General features: G+C 44.8%; 22 protein-coding genes and 1 riboswitch. Of the genes, 15 read left to right on the top strand and 7 right to left on the bottom strand.

Annotated elements, in window-relative coordinates; translation table 11 throughout:
* Positions 1–45: 45 nt before the first annotated feature.
* A riboswitch (Lysine riboswitch) is annotated at positions 46–225 on the top strand.
* Between the two features lie 115 nt (positions 226–340).
* From EDD67_RS00105 to EDD67_RS00095, 3 genes are all read left to right on the top strand, one after another.
* On the top strand, positions 341–1897 hold the full coding sequence (locus tag EDD67_RS00105; RefSeq protein WP_121439195.1) for a Na+/H+ antiporter NhaC family protein: 1557 nt from the start codon (positions 341–343) through the stop codon (positions 1895–1897).
* Between the two features lie 204 nt (positions 1898–2101).
* Positions 2102–3445, top strand: a complete 1344-nt coding sequence (locus EDD67_RS00100; RefSeq protein ID WP_121439194.1) for a sodium-dependent transporter — start codon at positions 2102–2104, stop codon at positions 3443–3445.
* Positions 3446–3544: 99 nt separating this feature from the next.
* Positions 3545–3862: a YutD family protein gene (locus EDD67_RS00095; RefSeq protein WP_121439193.1), complete on the top strand. Its 318-nt coding sequence runs from the start codon at positions 3545–3547 to the stop codon at positions 3860–3862.
* 42 nt (positions 3863–3904) lie between these two features.
* Here the strand turns inward: EDD67_RS00095 and EDD67_RS00090 are convergent, their stop codons facing one another.
* Positions 3905–4171: a DUF3055 domain-containing protein gene (locus tag EDD67_RS00090; RefSeq protein ID WP_093073906.1), complete on the bottom strand. Its 267-nt coding sequence runs from the start codon at positions 4169–4171 to the stop codon at positions 3905–3907.
* A gap of 97 nt (positions 4172–4268) precedes the next feature.
* On the opposite strand from EDD67_RS00090, the gene EDD67_RS00085 reads away from it, so the two are divergent.
* The 4 genes from EDD67_RS00085 (at position 4269) to EDD67_RS00070 (ending at position 7353) form a co-directional block, all read left to right on the top strand.
* Positions 4269–4715 (top strand): DUF86 domain-containing protein, encoded by a 447-nt coding sequence (locus EDD67_RS00085; protein ID WP_093073904.1) that lies wholly within the window; start codon positions 4269–4271, stop codon positions 4713–4715.
* Between the two features lie 115 nt (positions 4716–4830).
* Complete coding sequence (locus EDD67_RS00080; protein ID WP_121439192.1) at positions 4831–5478, top strand: helix-turn-helix transcriptional regulator; 648 nt, start codon at positions 4831–4833, stop codon at positions 5476–5478.
* Between the two features lie 46 nt (positions 5479–5524).
* On the top strand, positions 5525–6295 hold the full coding sequence (locus tag EDD67_RS00075) for a TIGR01457 family HAD-type hydrolase (protein ID WP_121439191.1): 771 nt from the start codon (positions 5525–5527) through the stop codon (positions 6293–6295).
* A gap of 80 nt (positions 6296–6375) precedes the next feature.
* Entirely contained in the window at positions 6376–7353 is a 978-nt protein-coding gene (locus EDD67_RS00070; RefSeq protein WP_093073898.1) for a 2-hydroxyacid dehydrogenase, read from the top strand.
* 44 nt (positions 7354–7397) lie between these two features.
* Here the strand turns inward: EDD67_RS00070 and EDD67_RS00065 are convergent, their stop codons facing one another.
* Positions 7398–7634 carry a NifU family protein gene (locus tag EDD67_RS00065; protein ID WP_093075195.1) on the bottom strand — a complete coding sequence of 79 codons (237 nt, stop codon included), beginning with the start codon at positions 7632–7634 and terminating at the stop codon, positions 7398–7400.
* A gap of 174 nt (positions 7635–7808) precedes the next feature.
* Between EDD67_RS00065 and EDD67_RS00060 the strand changes: the two genes are divergently transcribed.
* Complete coding sequence (locus tag EDD67_RS00060; protein WP_121439190.1) at positions 7809–8126, top strand: DUF1462 family protein; 318 nt, start codon at positions 7809–7811, stop codon at positions 8124–8126.
* Positions 8127–8159: 33 nt separating this feature from the next.
* On the opposite strand, the gene EDD67_RS00055 is transcribed toward EDD67_RS00060, so the two are convergent.
* Entirely contained in the window at positions 8160–9230 is a 1071-nt protein-coding gene (locus EDD67_RS00055) for an NAD(P)/FAD-dependent oxidoreductase (RefSeq protein ID WP_093075201.1), read from the bottom strand.
* A 246-nt stretch (positions 9231–9476) separates the two neighbouring features.
* Here EDD67_RS00055 and EDD67_RS00050 point away from each other — a divergent pair, with 246 nt between their 5' ends.
* Both EDD67_RS00050 and EDD67_RS00045 read left to right on the top strand, forming a co-directional pair.
* Positions 9477–9713: a YuzB family protein gene (locus EDD67_RS00050; protein ID WP_162843769.1), complete on the top strand. Its 237-nt coding sequence runs from the start codon at positions 9477–9479 to the stop codon at positions 9711–9713.
* A 99-nt stretch (positions 9714–9812) separates the two neighbouring features.
* Positions 9813–10049, top strand: a complete 237-nt coding sequence (locus EDD67_RS00045; RefSeq protein ID WP_093075207.1) for a hypothetical protein — start codon at positions 9813–9815, stop codon at positions 10047–10049.
* Between the two features lie 34 nt (positions 10050–10083).
* On the opposite strand, the gene mqnE is transcribed toward EDD67_RS00045, so the two are convergent.
* Positions 10084–11178 carry an aminofutalosine synthase MqnE gene (mqnE, locus tag EDD67_RS00040; protein ID WP_093075210.1) on the bottom strand — a complete coding sequence of 365 codons (1095 nt, stop codon included), beginning with the start codon at positions 11176–11178 and terminating at the stop codon, positions 10084–10086.
* A 227-nt stretch (positions 11179–11405) separates the two neighbouring features.
* Here mqnE and EDD67_RS00035 point away from each other — a divergent pair, with 227 nt between their 5' ends.
* Positions 11406–11756: a HesB/IscA family protein gene (locus tag EDD67_RS00035; protein ID WP_093075212.1), complete on the top strand. Its 351-nt coding sequence runs from the start codon at positions 11406–11408 to the stop codon at positions 11754–11756.
* Positions 11757–11846: 90 nt separating this feature from the next.
* On the opposite strand, the gene EDD67_RS00030 is transcribed toward EDD67_RS00035, so the two are convergent.
* Positions 11847–12845, bottom strand: coding sequence for an NAD(P)/FAD-dependent oxidoreductase (locus EDD67_RS00030; RefSeq protein ID WP_093075215.1), 999 nt, complete (start codon positions 12843–12845; stop codon positions 11847–11849).
* Between the two features lie 422 nt (positions 12846–13267).
* Between EDD67_RS00030 and EDD67_RS00025 the strand changes: the two genes are divergently transcribed.
* The 3 genes from EDD67_RS00025 to EDD67_RS00020 all read left to right on the top strand — a co-directional run bounded on the left by EDD67_RS00025 (position 13268) and on the right by EDD67_RS00020 (position 15226).
* Positions 13268–14479, top strand: coding sequence for an NAD(P)/FAD-dependent oxidoreductase (locus EDD67_RS00025; protein ID WP_121439189.1), 1212 nt, complete (start codon positions 13268–13270; stop codon positions 14477–14479).
* A 78-nt stretch (positions 14480–14557) separates the two neighbouring features.
* Positions 14558–14788, top strand: a complete 231-nt coding sequence (locus EDD67_RS14200; protein ID WP_371859246.1) for a YuiA family protein — start codon at positions 14558–14560, stop codon at positions 14786–14788.
* Between the two features lie 117 nt (positions 14789–14905).
* Positions 14906–15226 (top strand): YuiB family protein, encoded by a 321-nt coding sequence (locus tag EDD67_RS00020; RefSeq protein WP_121439188.1) that lies wholly within the window; start codon positions 14906–14908, stop codon positions 15224–15226.
* Positions 15227–15329: 103 nt separating this feature from the next.
* Here the strand turns inward: EDD67_RS00020 and EDD67_RS00015 are convergent, their stop codons facing one another.
* Complete coding sequence (locus EDD67_RS00015; protein WP_093075226.1) at positions 15330–15812, bottom strand: divergent PAP2 family protein; 483 nt, start codon at positions 15810–15812, stop codon at positions 15330–15332.
* A 122-nt stretch (positions 15813–15934) separates the two neighbouring features.
* Here EDD67_RS00015 and EDD67_RS00010 point away from each other — a divergent pair, with 122 nt between their 5' ends.
* Positions 15935–17167: a hypothetical protein gene (locus tag EDD67_RS00010; RefSeq protein WP_121439187.1), complete on the top strand. Its 1233-nt coding sequence runs from the start codon at positions 15935–15937 to the stop codon at positions 17165–17167.
* Between the two features lie 192 nt (positions 17168–17359).
* On the opposite strand, the gene EDD67_RS00005 is transcribed toward EDD67_RS00010, so the two are convergent.
* Positions 17360–17953, bottom strand: a complete 594-nt coding sequence (locus EDD67_RS00005) for a biotin transporter BioY (protein WP_093075232.1) — start codon at positions 17951–17953, stop codon at positions 17360–17362.
* Positions 17954–18379: the final 426 nt, after the last annotated feature.

Here is an 18379-nt window from a genome sequence, read left to right as displayed (position 1 = left end):
AGTGATCGTTGTAAAAAGCAGATAACAGAAAACCTCATCGTTTGCAGGTGAGGTAGAGGCGCAAATGCGATCAGTACGGCTTTTGAACTGCGGGGAAGTGATGAAAAAGCCGAAAAGGAGTATTTGCCGAAGTTTGCAGCGGTCCCGCCGCTTGCAGGCTGGGGTGCCGCCGAACAGGCGGTGCACTGTCACAGCACCAACTTGCTGTGGAGGACTACTGACAATGTTAAGGATGGGGACGTTCGATTGCTTTGATTCGACATGATTTAAAAGCACAGGTGATGCCCCTGTGCTTTTTTTTGACGTTTTTTATAAGATCAGTTAAGGAGGAAACGTATCAATGGACCATGGAGTACTATCGCTTGTGCCGCCTCTGTTGGCGCTTTTAATGGTCATTTTGACAAAAAAAGTGCTGCTTTCGCTCGGAATTGGAATTATTGTCGGAGCGCTGATGGTGAATCAAGGAGAAGAAATGTTCGTCAACGAAGCGATGATGCAAGTATTGTCAATCGTGACCGATATATTTTACGTTGACGGCGGAGTGAATACGTGGGAATTTTACATTTTATTGTTTTTATTAACGCTCGGTATGATCGCCTCATTTATTACGTTGACCGGGGGGAGCCGCGCGTTCGGTGAGTGGGCGTTGAAAAAAGTGAAGACCCGCACCGGCGCTCAGTTCACATCAGGCTTTCTCGGGATCTTAATCTTTATTGACGACTACTTCAACAGTTTGACAGTCGGAAATATCAGCCGCCCGTTTACGGACCGTCATAAAATATCCCGGGCTAAGCTGGCGTACGTCGTTGATTCGACGGCTGCTCCGATTTGTGTCATCTCGCCTGTGTCGAGCTGGGGCGCCTATATCATCACAATTATCGGCGGCATTTTAGTCAGTCACGGGGTAACACAATATGAGGCGCTTCAAGCCTTTATTATGATCGCGCCGATGAATTTCTACGCGATTTTTGCAATATTGCTTGTCTTTGCGGTCGCTTATTATAAACTGGATTTCGGCTTAATGAAACTGCACGAAGACCGGGCGATGAGTTCAGCGCAGCTTGTAGACCCGGAAAAAGGAGCTGTCCCCGGAGAGAGCGAGGCGGCCAAACCGGTTGTAACCGGGAAAGTCGGCGATCTCATTTGGCCGATCGTCACGCTGATTGTCGCGACTGTTTTCTTTATGGTATTCACCGGGATTCAAGGTACTGAAGGTGAAGCGACTGTATTGTCCGCATTTGAAAACACTGATGTTGCCGCGTCTTTGCTTTACGGCGGGTTAATCAGTCTTGTCATAACCGTTATCCTTGCTTTTATCCGCCGGCTGTCATTCCGACAGTTCGGCACGGGTGTGTATGCAGGCATTCAATCAATGCTTCCGGCAATTTACATTTTGATTTTTGCCTGGACGATTATTGAAATCATTGATGAATTAGGGACCGGGGAGTATTTAGCGGGACTCGTTAATGAACATATCCATCTCGGTTTGCTGCCGGCGCTTTTATTTCTGATTGCAGGTGTGATGGCATTCAGTACAGGCACGTCTTGGGGTACATTCGGGATTATGCTTCCGATTGCAGGGGATATCGCTGCCGCAACTGATATCTCTATGATCCTCCCGGTATTAGCAGCTGTGCTTGCCGGCTCGATTTTCGGCGATCACTGTTCACCGATATCGGATACGACGATTCTTTCTTCAACGGGGGCAGGCAGTCACCATATCGATCACGTACTGACACAGCTTCCGTACGCATTATTAGTCGGTGTGATCAGTATTGCCGGATTTTTAGCGCTGGGTTTTACCGGCAGTGTGCTCGCAGGATTAGCTTTGGGAGCCGTGCTGTTTATTCTTATCGTCATTATTTTGCGGTTATTTACAGCTGGACGGACGGCTTAATAACGGACACATTCCTTGTCAAGGCATGACAGGGAATGTGTTTTTTTATGAATATTCGGAAAATACTTTACATTAAATTGTCTGATAACTATAATGAAATAACAAGTGGGGAAAAAGGTCGTTCATTTGGAGGGGAGGTACAAAGAGTCTGGCAAATATCTAGTATTGATTGCTTAGATGCAGAAAACGAAAGGGGTTGGAGTCATGGCTAACGGAAGAGAACAATGGGCAACGAAATTAGGTTTTATTTTAGCGGCAGTTGGTTCCGCAGTCGGTCTCGGAAACATTTGGCGTTTTTCTTATGTAGCAGGGGAAAGCGGCGGTGCAGCGTTTTTACTTATCTATTTATTATGTATTTTTTTAATCGGACTGCCGGTTTTGCTTGCTGAATTTTCGATCGGCCGTAAAGGTCAAGCGGACGTCGTCGGTTCATTTCATAATCTTGCGCCCGGCAAGCCGTGGGTAATCGGCGGTGTGCTCGGTGTTGTGACATCGTTTTTAATATTATCGTTTTACGGTGTAATTGCCGGCTGGGTATTGTATTTCTTATACAGCTTTTTAACTGGAGCGGCAGTCGGTTTAGAACCGGGCACATACGAAGGGTTTTTTGGCGAATTTATTGGCGGAACGATCGGACCGGTATTTTGGCAAATTCTTTTTATGGCCTTTGTTGTCTCAATTGTTTATTTTGGTGTGAAAAAAGGGATCGAATTGGCCAACCGTATCTTTATGCCCCTGCTTGCGATTATTTTAATTATGCTTGCGGGATACAGTCTGACGTTGGAAGGTGCGGGTGAAGGCTTAAGCTTTTTATTCGCCCCCGATTGGACGGCGTTTGCTGATCCGGCGATCTATGCTTCCGCAGTAGGTCAGGCCTTTTTCACCTTGTCGCTCGGCATGGGCGCGATGATCACATACAGCAGTTATCTGCCGAAAGAAACCCGCCTGCCAAGTGCGGCCGGAGGCGTCGTTGTTTTAGATACGTTGTTTGCGATTGTTGCCGGCATTATGATCTTCCCGGCTGTTTTCACGTATGCCGTTGATCCGGCAGACGGCCCGGGCTTAATCTTTGTTGTTTTGCCGGAAGTATTTAATGAAATGGGCACGGCAGGAACAATTTTTGCGATTTTCTTTTTCTTTCTTGTTGCCATTGCGGCTCTCTCATCCGCGATTTCGCTTTTGGAGGTTTCCGTTTCTTATGTGATGCGCAAACTGGAAGTTTCCCGTCACAGAGCAACTCTAATGGCCGGTATTGCCGTCACGTTGTTGGGCATTCCGTCTGCATTGAGCCAAGGCGGCCCGTTAACAGAGTTTACGATTGCCGGGTTGCCGTTTTTGGATGCTGTAGACACACTGACTGACCAATATACCTTGCCTCTTGGCGGATTAGTCATTGCTCTATTTGTCGGCTGGGGTTGGAACAAAGTGGATGCCCTGCAGGAAACCGGCTTAACAGAGACAGCGATCGGCAATGTTTGGATCTGGTTCATTCGCTTGATAGCGCCGATCGGCATCCTCTGGATACTATGGCAAAACCTTTTCGGATAATCGGGTTAAAGCCTCTGCAGCTGAACGGCTGCAGAGGCTTTTTGTATTGAAATTCCTTTTAGAATAAGGCAAGATAGGTAGAGAAGGCAGGTGGTTTTAATGATTGAAATCCAAGGCATTACATATGAAATTGTTGAAAATGTCAAAGAAGGATTCGTTGAAGAAGCGTTTGTCGAACGCTACAGCGATGTGTTAAATAAATACGATTACGTCGTCGGCGATTGGGGTTACGAGAAACTTCGCTTAAAAGGGTTTTATAGTGAAGACCAGAAAAAAGCAGCATTTGAGTCAAAAATTACGTTCTTACCTGAATACCTCTATGAATATTGCAATTTCGGCTGCGCTTATTTCGTGCTGAAAAAGGTGCCGGCTGCCGAGAAAAAAGACGATTCAGCTGTTGATACAAAAGACAAATAAAACGCACAGCTTCCCGAGTGACCGGGCAGCTGTGCGTTTAGGTCAAATCACTTCTTTAAGAAAATCGCGAAGTTCTTCGGCATCGTCGTCGTCGAGCCGAAAAGCTTGCTCCAGGTAACCTTCTTCTTCCAAATCGTCTTGACCGATAATGCCGTAACGGCTCGACTGCATATCTAAAACGAGCTTTTTCCCATAATACCGGTTTGTTTGCACAATCGCTAAATCAAATCGCTGCGCTTCTCCCATGAAACTTACGTACCGTGTGTCAGTCGGTTCATTTTCATCGTACAGAAAAAATCGTTCAGACATTCCCGTCATCCTCTCATCAATGCAGTCTTTTGACATCAGTTTATCACGGGAGGGTGTTTTTGCACACAATAATCATTATTAAAGGGGAGTTAAGGCTTTGTACTTTGTTGACAAAAATTTGCTGGAAAACCGCTTAGCATACTTTGAACTGCTGGCGGCTGAATGCGCGAACCTTGAAGTTCCCGAATCGATGCCGGAAAAATTAGCGGTTGAGCGAACAGCTCATCTGCTGATTGAAATCATTATCGATGTCGGCAATCAAATGATCGACGGCTTTATTATGCGCGACCCAGGCGGATATCATGACATCTTGACGATCCTTGCCGACGAAAAAGTCATCTCCGATAACGACAGAGATGCCGTGCAGCGTGTGATCCCTTGGCGGAATACGCTGATGCAAGAGTATACAGAAATCGACCATGAAGCGCTTTTTTCAGCGCTTATCCAGGAATTTGACAGCTTTATGCGTTTTCCGGCCAACGTTCGGACCTATATTGCAGAGGAAGAGGGACCCGTCTCTGCTTTCTTGCCGCAAAAAGAATAATGTGAAATAGTGAACAAATTAAGAACACAATGCGTCAATTTTGCAAACTTTCATAACAGCAAATTTACACCGCCCTCATCCTCGGCTAGAATGAAAGGAGAAGGAAGGTGAGCATATGACGACAATGAAAACCACCTCGACACGCGAACAGATTATCGAATTGTTAAAACGGCGGGAACAAATGACGGTATCAGCTATCGCTGCAGAGTTAAATATAACCGAGATGGCCGTTCGGCGCCATTTAAACACGCTCGAACGTGATCATGTCGTGGTAACGACTTTACAGCGTCAAGCGATGGGACGGCCTACGAACGTGTATGAACTCTCCAACGAAGGTCAAGAGCTGTTTCCCCGTTCTTACGGTGAACTGTCGATCGAATTGTTGAAGATTATTCAAGAAACAGACGGGATGACGAAAATTGAAGAACTGTTTGAGCGCCGCAAGGACCGTTTAAAGAGAACATATGAAAAGCGCATGTTTATGAAAGGGTTCGATGAACGGGTTAAAGAACTGGCAGCGATTCAAAGTGAGCTCGGTTATATGGCTGAAGTGTGTGAAGATGAAACAGGCGGTTATTTGTTAAAAGAATTTAACTGCCCGATTGCAGAAGTTGCGAGAGAATTCCCGGTTATTTGCGAAGCGCAGAAGTCATTGTTTAAGGATTTGTTAGAAACGGATGGCGTTACGTGTGAATTGTGCATGGCAACTGGACAGGGAGATCATTGTTATTATAAAATCGTAAACAGTCAAGCTCATAACTAACGCCGCTCAGTTGAGCGGCGCTTCTTTTTGGAAAGGGAGGATAAAAATGACGAAAAATTATCAAGGCTATTTAATTGATTTAGACGGCACAATGTACCGCGGCGAAGAAACAATTGACGCTGCGGCCAAGTTTGTCGAGCGGTTGAACGAGAAAAACATTCCGCATTTGTTCGTGACGAATAATTCATCGCGCACTCCGGAACAAGTGGCTGAAAAACTTTCCGCGATGAATATCCCCGCAACAGCAAAAGATGTTTTTACAACCAGCATGGCGACAGCGAATTACATTTACGATCAATTCGGAACGGCTTCTGTGTACATGATCGGTGAAGAAGGGCTGAGCCAAGCTTTGAAGGATAAAGGTATGAAGTTGTCGACAACACAGCCGAAAGCAGTCGTAATCGGTATTGACCGCGCGATTAATTACGAAAAACTGTCAAACGCCTGCCTAGCTGTCCGGGCAGGAGCCGCTTTTATATCGACCAATGCTGATGTTGCGATCCCTAGTGAGGAAGGGCTTCTGCCGGGCAATGGTTCTATTACATCAGTAGTAAGTGTGTCGACCGGCCGCTCGCCTCAGTTTATCGGCAAACCGGAATCAGTTATTGTCGACCAAGCGCTGGATGTGTTGGGTACTGACCGCTCCGAGACGCTCATGGTCGGAGATAATTACGATACGGACATTATGGCGGGAATCAACGCAGAGATGGATACACTTTTAGTCCATACAGGGGTGACATCCCCCCGGGAACTGCAGGAAAAAGCTGTACAGCCTACTTACGTTCGAACGTCTCTCGATGAATGGAAGATTGAGTAGGCGATAATATTTCACTCTGTTTATCAGCTGATCATCTGATGTATAATGAAACAGACGCTTATTTGAAGGAGTGAAATATGATGAGTAAACCGTACGTTTATATTACGAGAAATGTCCCGGCTGAAAGTTTAGAACCTCTCCGGGATGTTGCCGAAGTCGAAATGTGGCCGCATAAAGAAACCCCGGTGCCGCGGGAAGTTTTGTTAGAAAAGGCGAAAACATCTGATGCACTTTTTACCATGCTCTCAGACAAAATCGATGCGGAAGTGCTTGACAGTGCAGAAAATTTAAAAGTCGTCGCTAATTTGGCGGTCGGTTTTGATAATATCGACGTGCCGCACGCGACTGAAAAAAAGATTGCCGTCTGCAATACACCGGAAGTATTAACTGATACAACGGCTGATTTAACCTTTGCCTTGCTGATGGCAACCGCGAGACGCCTTCCGGAAGCGGTTGATTATGTAAAGAACGGTGAATGGCAAAATTGGGCGCCGTTATTGATGGCAGGCCATGACGTTCACCATAAGACGATCGGGATTGTCGGAATGGGCCGAATCGGTCAAACTGTAGCTAAGCGTGCAACCGGTTTTGATATGAACATTCTTTATCACAACCGCAGCCGAAAAACGGAAGCGGAAAACGAACTCGGTGCTTCCTACGTCTCGTTTGATGAACTCATCGAAACGTCGGATTTTGTGGTCTGCATGGCTCCGGCAACCAACGATACAGAAGATCTGTTTACATATGAGGTCTTTGAAAAAATGAAATCCTCGGCAATCTTTATCAATGCTTCGCGAGGTTCAGTTGTGGTGGAAAATGATTTGGAAAAGGCGCTTGCAAATAAAGAGATTGCCGCAGCCGGGTTGGATGTTTTTCGGCATGAACCGATTGGAGCCGACCATCCGCTTTTAAAACATTCGAATGTCGTAGCCCTTCCGCATATTGGCAGCGCCAGTGTTGAAACACGCAAAGAAATGACTGCGCTCGTCAGCCGGAACATTCGCAATGTATTGGAAGGAAACAGCCCGGAAGCGATCGTTAACGAAGAAGTTTTATAAAAAAACGCCGGGGAGCGGATCCCCGGCGTTTTTAGAATTACTTATTAAAATACTTGTTCGAGTTCCGTTACGCCAGGAACTTCCTCGAGCAGCGCACGTTCGATCCCGGCTTTCAATGTAATCGTTGAACTTGGGCATGACCCGCAGGCTCCCATGAGCCGAACTTTTACGACACCGTCCTCAATATCGACGAGTTCAACATCACCGCCGTCACGAAGTAAAAAAGGACGCAATTTATCGAGGACTTCCTGTACTTGATTTTCCATTGTTTCTGTTGCCATTAATGAACACTCCTTTCTTTACACTCCATTATAGTATGGAGGAAGAAAAAAATCTATATTTTTCGCTTTTAAATTCAGGTAAACACGATTCCAATGTTGCGAACGCCGTTTTTCGTGCAGCCGCTTGATTGTATGATAAAATACAATCAAGCGAGACAAAAGGAGGCTGTTCAGATGAGAACTGTCATTTCTGTATACGGTGCCGAGGAAAAATGTGCGAGCTGCATCCATCTTCCAAGCGCAATCGAAACGAAAGAATGGCTGGAAGCTGCTTTGAACAGGAAATTTCCGGATGCTGCGATTGAGTACCGCTACTGTGATATTCAATTTCCGCAAACGGAAGAAGATCGTTATTATGCGAGAAAAATTCAAGCTGACGAGTATTTTTATCCGTTAGTCGTTTTAAACGGACGTGTCGTAGCGGAAGGTGATCCGCACTTGCCTGATATAGCAAAGGAAGTTGCCGCACTTGCCGACGTTGCGGCGGAGTAACCGGATCGGGCCCTGACGCTGTCAGGGCTTTTTTTACGAACCGGAGTGATGTTTATACATCCAAAGCACCCCTGATTTTAACACACGCGGAACACGGCCGGTCATCGGCCGTTCTCCCATATATCCAAAGCCGTGCTTTTTTCCGAGCGAACCGAGCACCCCTTTCAGCTTAATTTTCGGCATTTCTTCAGGATACGGTTCTCCGTTCCATTTTTTTGCGAGCAGCGAGACGACCCGTTCTGCTTGGGCTTCTGCAAGCTGCGCGCTTGGTGCGTGTTCTGACGTTGCGCAATCACCGACGACAAACACATTGTTATAATCAGGGAGATGGTGATACTCAGTCACTTTAAGGCGTCCGATAGCATCTTGCGGGACATCGAGCTCCCGGACAAGTTTGTTTGCTTGGATCCCGGCCGTCCAAATAACGGCATCTGTTTCGAGCGGTTCATCGTGGTTGAAGATTTTGTTGCGTTCAACTTTTGTAATATTGGCGTGATTAACAATTTGCACCTCATTGTTATCAAACCACTCGGTTACATAATTAATCAATTTTTTCGGAAACATGGAAAGAATCGTTTCCCCGCGGTCAAACAGAATAATTTCTAAATCCGGCCGGCTTTCCCGCAGTTCACTGGCGAGTTCAACACCGCTCAAGCCGGCGCCGACAATCGTTACCCGGCCGTTTGGGCGCACGCCTTGCAAAACTTGATATGTTTTCCGCGCCCGTCTCATGCTTTGAATGCTCAAGGTATGTTCGTCCGCTCCCGGGACGCCGTGATATTTATCTTCGCAGCCGAGACCGATGATTAAATCATCATAAAAAACAGCTTCTCCGTTGGAGAGGCTCACCTCCTGAGATTCGAGATCAATGCCGGTGACCGTTTCAAACATTAATTCGAGCCGGATGTCATTGGGAAACTGGATTCTTAACTCCTGGTCAGACACCGTTCCGGCAGCCAGTGCATAAAATTCAGTTTTCAGGCTGTGATAAGGTTCTTTTTCGATTAATAACACGGAAACTTCTTTAATATTTTTTTCATCCAGCAGTTTGTGAATGGCACGAAGTCCCCCGTACCCTCCTCCAAGGATGACAAGCTTTTTCACGGCACATACCTCCTAAGGATCACCATGGAGCAGACCGTCTTAGCCTCAAAAGCGATCGCGTAAACTCCGATAGTATTTGACAATTTAGTGACAGTTTAAATATATCAGCTTTTTTTTGATCCGACAACAATAAATGAAAACGGTTTAATATATAAACATAGTGAATGTGTGCAGAATGATTGACTTTTTGAAAAGCAGGCGATAGCATGTACGGTGAATTCGGAGAAGCAATTGAGGTGAATGGTTTTGAAACCTATTATAGAATTTTGTATGAGCAACATCGCGAGCGGATCAAAAGATGCATTTGAAAAACTGGATAATGATCCGGATTTAGATGTGATTGAGTATGGGTGTTTAAGTTTTTGCGGTCAGTGCGCGCGAATGAAATTTGCTCTCGTAAACGGAGAGATGGTTACCGGTCAGACAAACGATGAATTGGTTGAAAATGTCTATCAATTCCTCGAAGAAAATCCAATGTTTTAAACCGGTGCAGAGCACCGGTTTAAAATGTTTAGAGCTTATTGGCAGCAAAAGAGCCCGGTAAAGCTTTGACAAGGAAATCAGAGGGAGTGAGAAGCCGAAATGAGACCAATCCCGTTTAGCCACACGTGGCCTTATGACATACAAATAGGGGATATATATGTGCCGTCCTGTCCGTTTTGCGGTGAAGATCAGGTTCGGACAAATTTGTCAGCCGAAGGGCTGGCCCGGGCGAAAGAAGGTATTAAAGCCAATGTTCACATGCCGTGCTGTTTAGAGACGATCACAGTGTTAGAAGCCGATGATGACTACTTTTGGACGTCTAAACCTTTACGATAAAACGTCTGTCCTGAGAAAGGACAGACGTTTTTTATTAATATTCTTTTATGACATTGTAGAATGTGTCCCGTTCAACAGGCTTTTTATCGGCGCCTTTAATCATATAAATCAACTCTTCGCGCGTGATGCCTTGCGATGTCAGTGCCCCGGCCGAATGCGAAATGCGCTCTTCGATCAATGTGCCGTGAATATCCGAGCTGCCGTAAGTCAAGGCCATTTGTGTCAGCTGCGGGCCGATATTGATCCAATAAGCCTTAATATGATCAAAATTATCAAGCATCAAACGGCTGATAGCAATCGTACGCATATCATCGTAAGCGGTCGTTCGACGTTTCAAGCTGGCATTGACGCTTTTTGGCTGCATCGCCAACGGTATAAAAACCATGAAGCCGTTTGTTTTATCTTGAAGCTGACGAAGACGGTCCATATGAATAAGCCGCTCTTCTTTCGATTCGATCGAACCGTACAGCATCGTTGCGTGAGTTTTCATGCCGAGTTCGTGAGCAATTTCATGAGCTTCAAGCCATTCATATGTCGTTGCTTTTTCCGGACTCATTTTTTCCCGGTAACGTTCGGTCAAAATTTCAGCGCCTCCCCCGGGAAGGGTGTCCAGGCCGGCTTCTACGAGCATTTCCAGCACTTCGCGCATCGTGTAACCGTAATTGCGGGCAAAAAATTCAATTTCTGCCCCGGTATAGGCTTTGATCGAACATTGCGGGTAGTGTTTTTTTAACGTGCGGATCGTGTTCAAATAGTATTCGAACGGAACCTCAGTATTATGACCACCGACGATATGAAATTCACGGATATTATCATTCCACCGCTTTTCTACATACTCGAGCAGCTCTTCTTCATGCATCGTATACGCGCCTTCTTCACCGGGTTTGCGTTTAAAGCCGCAAAACGTGCAGTTGGCTTCACAAACATTCGTCGGATTGATGTACATATTTTCAATGAAATAAACATTTTTTCCGTTTTTGTTCTCGTTAACTTGGTTCGCAAGTTGAGCGACACTGAGTAAATCAGTTGTTTCATATAGCCGTAAACCGTCTTCAATAGTCAGACGTTCACCGTTCATGACTTTTTCTTGAATATCTTGCAAATTCGGGTCGAGTAACACCGTGTTCATTTGAATCCCCCTGACGTTCAATTCAATTGCATTGTTCTTGTATCAACAAATGTTCCTGCCAAACATACTGCAAAATGTTCGAAACTCGAAACTGACTTAATCTTATCATCATCTTGTTAATCGAGGCAATAAATCCGTTTAAACGTTCACAACTTTCCTGTCCCTTGCTGAGAAGCAGGGAAAGCTTTATAATGAAGCTACGCTGAAAGATAGAGGAGGCTCACGATATGCTGACGATTACGGAAGCAGCAGCGAATCAGGTCAAAGCGATGATGGAGGAAGAAGAGGGGGCAGCTTATCTTCGTGTCGGTGTTCAAGGCGGCGGTTGCAGCGGTCTTTCATACGGCATGGGATTTGATACGGAAAAACATGAAGATGACACGTTAATCGAAGTTGAAGGTTTAAACGTTTTAGTCGATAATGAAAGTGCTTCAATGATCAAAGGCACGACGATTGATTTTAAAGAAAATATGATGGGCGGCGGTTTTACGATCGACAATCCGAATGCGATCGCCAACTGCGGCTGCGGCTCGTCTTTTCGTACGGCGACAAATGCGGGCACACCGGAAGATTGCTGATTACAAACCGGTAACGCTAAAAAAAGCTCCCTCGTTTAATGACGAGGGAGCTTTTTACATAGACAAATGTATCGAAGCGGTTGGACAGGATTAAGACATGATACTGGAACTGTGACCGGCTGTGGCGCTGGCTGTCGGATCGATGTATACTTTTGCTTTATTAACGGCAGTCGGCGCTTCGCCAAAGCCCGAAGCAATAAGTTTTGCTTTTCCTTCATACGTACAAATATCCCCGCACGCATAAATGCCTGCAATATTAGTTTCTTGGTTCGAATTCACAACAATTGAATTTTTTTCGATTTCCAAGCCCCAATTTTTGATCGGACCAAGGTTTGAAATAAAGCCGTAGTTGACAATCAATGTATCGATGTCAATTCGTTTTGTATTCTCGCCGTCTTTTTCCTTTAGCGTAACGGCTGTGATTTTGTCTCCGTCATGGTGCAGTTCATGCACGACATAAGGGGTGACAACATTAATTTTTTCGGAATTCATCAGCTGCTCGACACTGTGCTCGTGAGCACGGAATTTATTACGGCGGTGCACAATCGTTATTTCCTCAGCAATCTCTTCGAGCATTAACGTCCAATCGACAGCTGAGTCACCGCCTCCGGCTAATACGACGCGATCGCCGGAAAACTGATTCAGGTCATTGACAAAATAGTGCAGATTTTTTCCTTCGAATTGTTCTGCGCCTTCAATGTCCAGGCGCCGCGGTTTAAACGCGCCGACTCCGGCGGTAATGATAACCGTTTTGGAATAATGAACCCCTTTATCTGTTCTGAGCGTAAAGACGTTATCCGCGCCTTTTTCCACACTTTCAACAGACTCTTCCAATGCATACGTCGGTTCAAACTGCGCCGTTTGTTCCGTTAAGTTGTCAACGAGTTCTTGAGCTCTTACTTTCGGGAAGCCGGCGATGTCGTATATGTACTTTTCCGGGTACAATGCTGACAGCTGCCCTCCCAATTGCGGCATAGCTTCGATCAGTTTCACTTTTGCCTGTCTCAGCCCGGCGTAAAATGCCGTAAAAATCCCGACAGGACCTCCCCCGATAATCGTGATATCGTAGACCTCTTTTTCTTCGGACATAACTCCCACCTCCACCTATATTAACAGTTGCTTCAGTTTAATTATAATGTTTCTCGAAGTTGAAAGAAAGGGCTTGCGGATATTATTTCATATTACAAAGAAATTGCTTCACCAGCGGTTTGAATAAAAACATTGATAGATTAAAACTATTTAAATAGGGGTAAAGTCTCTGTAGAAGGAAAAATTCGTTTTTTGTTAATAAAATGTTCAATAAATCGTCAATTTACTGTTGAAAAATATGTGTGTAGACACTATGATGAAAAAGGATAAAATACGAGCTTAAACCTCGAGGGACCGGAACAATTTAACGTATTTTTTTCGCCTTGGTACGTGAACAGTATCACAAACTTGACGATAAATCAGGTTGAAAGCAAATGTTCAACAGGCAGCGTAATCAATAAGATTAATTGGGAGTGAGTAAAATGAATCGAAAGCCCAAAATTTTAATTCTCGGTGCAGGATATGGCGGGATGATGACAGCTTCTCGTTTACAAAAAGGGAATTTTCATCAAGACGCAGAAATCACGCTGGTGAATAAGCATGATTATCACTATCAGACGACTTGGCTTCATGAACCTGCGGCAGGAACACTTCATCACGATCGGACAAGAATGAAGATCACTGATATTATTGATACCCATAAAGTAAATTTCATTAAAGACAGTGTCGTCAGTATTGATAAAGAAAATAAAAAAGTGAAGTTGGATAAAGAAGAATTGGATTACGATTATTTGGTTATCGGGCTTGGTTCTCAGCCTGAAACATTCGGTATTCCGGGTGTTTACGACCATGCTTTTTCAATTCGGAGCGTGAATTCCGTCCGGCTGATTCGTGAGCATATTGAATATATGTTCGCTAGTTACAATAAGCAGGATGAAAAAGATGATTCTTTGTTGACCTTTGTCGTTGCCGGAGCAGGATTTACAGGAATTGAGTTTGTCGGTGAATTGTCTGAACGAATTCCCGAATTGTGTGAAGAGTACGATATTGCCCGTGAGAATGTCTCCATGTACTCCATTGAAGCTGCTCCGACTGCGCTGCCCGGATTCGATGAAGAACTCGTTGAATATGCGATGAATTTGCTTGAAAGCCGCGGGGTTAATTTCAAAATTAATACCCCGATTAAAGAAGTTCAGGACGGAAAGGTTTTGCTGGACGACGGCGAAGTTATTGATTCACAGACCATCGTCTGGACGACCGGTGTGCGCGGAAACAGTATTGTAGAAGAAGCCGGTTTTGAAGCGATGCGCGGCCGTGTCAAAGTGGATGCGAACTTGCGCGCACCGGGTCACGAAGATGTCTTCATTATCGGCGACTGTGCGCTGATTATTAACGAAGAAATCAATCGGCCGTACCCGCCGACAGCGCAAATTGCTATTCAACAGTCTTATACGTGTGCAAACAACATTAAAGCGCTCATTAAAGGCACAGAAGAGGAACTGGAAGAATTTCAGCCTGATATAAAAGGAACGGTAGCTTCGCTTGGCGGGAAAGAAGCAATCGGAGTTGTCGGTGATCGCAAGTTGTATGGCACGTCAGCATCAACAGTCAAAAAACTGATCGATAATCGTTATCTGTACTTGCTCGGCGGAATGCCCCTCGTTCTGAAAAAAGGAAAACTGAATTTATTTTAGAGAGATTTAACCGGCTGCATCTGCAGCCGGTTTTTTTATGAAAAGCGAAACAAATCAGGTGCGGGGCGGCAATTCAAAATGCGCGGAAGAGTTTTTTCTTTTCAAATATACGGGATGATGGTATATTGTCAGAAATATCTGAATATTATAAGAGGGGGAGAGGCTGTGCCGCTGCCGAAGCAAAAAGTTAAGCAAGGAGAGTGTCCGTATTGCAAAGGAAAAGGATACCATCAGCCATTGCTCGGCGGAACTGAAACGTGCTATCAATGCGCCGGTTCCGGAAGTGATAAAACTGAAAAGACAGGATAATGATGCTTTTTTAGTGCTTCGGCTATTTAGCCGGAGTCTTTTTTTGTAAACTTTGTTCGTTGACGCAAACGGCTCTATTCAGTAAACTAAACTTTGACCTGATGGGGGTGAAAGATAATGCTTAATATACCGCAAATGATCATTGCGATCTTGCTTTACTTTGTTCTGTTTTTTGGGATTGGCTTTATTTTAAATATGCTGCTTCGTTCTACTTGGACAATGGCGATTATTTATCCGATTGTGATTATGTTTATTGTCGGGAATGCCGGATTTTTCAGTTACTTCACAAACCCGGGGGCGTCATTTACTGATCTTGGCGAGAGCCTTGTTTCTTTAGCGGCGGCAGATGCAATTATTTTAACGGCCGGGTTTATCGGTGCGGTGTTATCCGGGATTGCCAACAAAATGCTGCGCGATCGCGGATATCAAATGTTCTAAAACAAAAAGAAGCTGAGACAAAACCCGGTAAATAAGAATGGCCCTCACTGATGTGAGAGCCATTTTTTATCTTTTACAAGAAACCTTTTGTCCCGGCTTCTTTTTATATTCCGAAATAAGTGAAGTGGAGCGTTACAGCGATGACAATACCGAGCAAGCCGCCGAAAAAGACTTCGATCGGCTGGTGGCCGAGAAGTTCTTTCAATTCTTTACGCTTCTCCTGCTCTTTTTTGTCCGGCCATTGTTTAAACTCTGATACAATTTTATTAAAATCAGTCACGAGCTGATTAACGACGGTAGCTTGTTCGCCCGCGTGCCGCCTGACACCGGTTGCGTCGAACATAACGATTATACCGAAAACAGCGGCGATCGCAAAATAAGGGGAATCCGCTCCGAAATCAATCGCGATAGCAGTTGCCAAGGCTGTCACCGCACCGGAATGTGAGCTTGGCATGCCGCCGGTGCTCGTCAGCAGGCTCCAGTCAAACGTTCGTGTTGCAATAAAAAATAAAGGGACTTTAATAAATTGCGCAAATCCAATTGATATAAGAGCCGCCCATAACGGGAAATTAGAAAATATCTCCATAATCCGGTGATGTTCCTTTCTTGCGATCCGTCCAAAAGATCGCTTACTTTGTGAGGCATTCATTATAACACAAGTGAAATTATTGTATCATTGGTTGTGCCAGATCAGAGGAGGATAAATTGATGAAGGCATTTAGCACAGTTTATGTTGCGGCACTTCACGACGACGGCAGCATTTCCCGGAGAACGTTGTCGAAACTGAAACAGCTGTTCGGGGAACCGTTACAAGGCCCAGTAAATCCGCGAGAGGTTTTCAACTTTTTTTATCTGGCTGAGCAAAATGCTGCTGTTGTCGGTCTCCGCACAAGGGCGAAAATGAGCGGATACGAAATGCGCACCCGGGCGCGAGAAGCGGCGGAGAAAGCCGATCTGCACAAAGCGGATACAGTCATAATTATAGAAGAAACTTTTTCTTCTTCAGAAATCGCTTTATTCCATGAGCTGATTCGCGGGTTGTTTGAGAACAACCTCATTATAACGCGCTGGCTGCCGAAAGCCTATTCTGTTTTTATCAGCAGTGAAGAGAGGGCTTATATTCCGGCAGATTTAAGCGAACTTACTTGGCTGTTGCAATATACAAACACACATGACGCTTTGGAACGACTAGACTTTGAACGCTTGCCTTCGAACATATCTATCAAAAGGTTGACTGAAGATGACCTTCATGGCTTAGGTTTCGGCAGTGTGCACGAACTCTTTGCGAAGGATCCCGAGTTGTTCGAAATGACTTATGAGCCGGCCGGGTTTGAAGGAGCTCCCCTTGTTGTAACAGCAGGATCTGCAAAGAGAGGAACTTTAGCCCGGATCCTGCCGCTCGTGTTTGAATATTTAACAGCATTTAATTTCCCTCATCCGTTAACCGTTTTACTTATTAGGGGCGACCAGAGCAAAATAATTCAAAGCAGGACATATCGGCTTATAACAGAGCAATTGACTGATAATCAATTGAATGTAAATCAGTTTTTTTATTTAATGTCAGAGGCTGTTTATTACAGTTTTTCGTTTGCTCCTAAGGGGATCCTGACTGTGTTAAGTGAAAAAGAGGTTGGAGCCGAGACGGATTGCGGCGATTATCGGCCAGCCTTTTATTCCAAGGCGCAATTCGGCCGACAAATTCCGCTGGATTTAAACGAGCCTTTTTTACCGGTTATGACCGAACCCGAAACGGCTTTGGGCGCTTCGTTTCATGGGTTGGAGCGCGTTGCTGCTCTTGTTGAAAAAGAACAAATCCCATGGGTCCATACGTTTTCAAAAGCAGCGGGGGCGCCAAGTTCAGAAAAGATGATTAACCGTGATTTTTTGGATGACTTTTATGCATTAACCGCTAATATTCGTTATATTGCCGAAAATATTTAATGTTTTATGTTTTTTCTTTGCTTATATCAGATGAAATTGGCATTTTGTCAAAGGGAGAAAAGGCGAGCTTGATTGGCGGTATCGATGAGCAGGGGGGAGTTTCGCATATATCTGCTGATATCATGTAAACGCCGGCGGCCAAATGCCGCCGGCGTTTAGTCTTTTGCTCCTGCTGTTACTCGTCACTCCCCTTCAAGATATAAGCCGGCTCTCTTTTTTAAATGAATTTTGAATGAAGCGGTAACGGCGCAACTTGTATGCAAGCCCAGCCGTGATAAAAGCGAAAACAACATCTTTAATAAAAAAGGGGATCATAGATAAAGCGGCCGCCGTCATCGCTTCTTGATTCATCGCAGAAAGATAGCCGGTGTACAGCACAAGATAAGGAACCCCGAATAAATAGTTCAGTGCAAGTCCGGTGAAAACAGCGAAAAAAGAAGATTGTTTTGTCAAGTTTGCCAGTGATTCTGTCAGCTTGCCGGTTATGAAAGCTACCCCCGCAAAAGAAATGAGAAATCCGAAAGTCGGTGATAGCAAACTTTGAAGCCCTCCCGAAAAGCCGGCAAAAACCGGCGCCCCGAATATCCCAAGAAGTACGTATCCGAAGATTGCGAGTGCGCCATTTCGTTTCCCGAGAATGATTCCGGCTAAGGCAGCGATAACAGTCTGGAAGGTAAGCGGGACAGCTCCAACTGTTATAAAGGCTGTCAAATTAGCTGAAACGGCCATGAGTGCAATGAATAGCGCACTTTTCGTTAACATGTGAACTTGATGTTGTTGTGCCAATAAAATGATCTCCTCTCGCAAATTTGTTAACCTGTATTTCTTAAGGTTAACAATAAGGTTAGCGGATATCGAGGGAGGAGGTCAATAATTTCATAAATATTTTATATTGACGGATGCAAATAAACGAGATTATAATGTTCTACGTCAACGAAAAAAGGCAAGTTGCTTATGCAAAATTAAAAAATTAAATTTTGCCTTGCTCGCGAATCACTTTTTTGATATAGTAATCCTTGTTGCGGACGAAGCAATTTATTCGCCGCAAATTCATTTCAATCGAATGTTGACAACGGCATTGTTGAAGTGATATTATATAAAAGTCGCCGTAAAGCGACAAAGCGATTCAGCTGCCCTTTGAAAACTAAACAAAAGCCAAGCGTAAAGTGGGATATAGTAAGAAGATATCCCGTCAATTTAGCAAGACAAGTC

Source organism: Salisediminibacterium halotolerans, assembly GCF_003814815.1.
GTDB lineage: Bacteria > Bacillota > Bacilli > Bacillales > Salisediminibacteriaceae > Salisediminibacterium > Salisediminibacterium halotolerans.
This window is presented reverse-complemented; position numbering and strand designations above follow the sequence as displayed.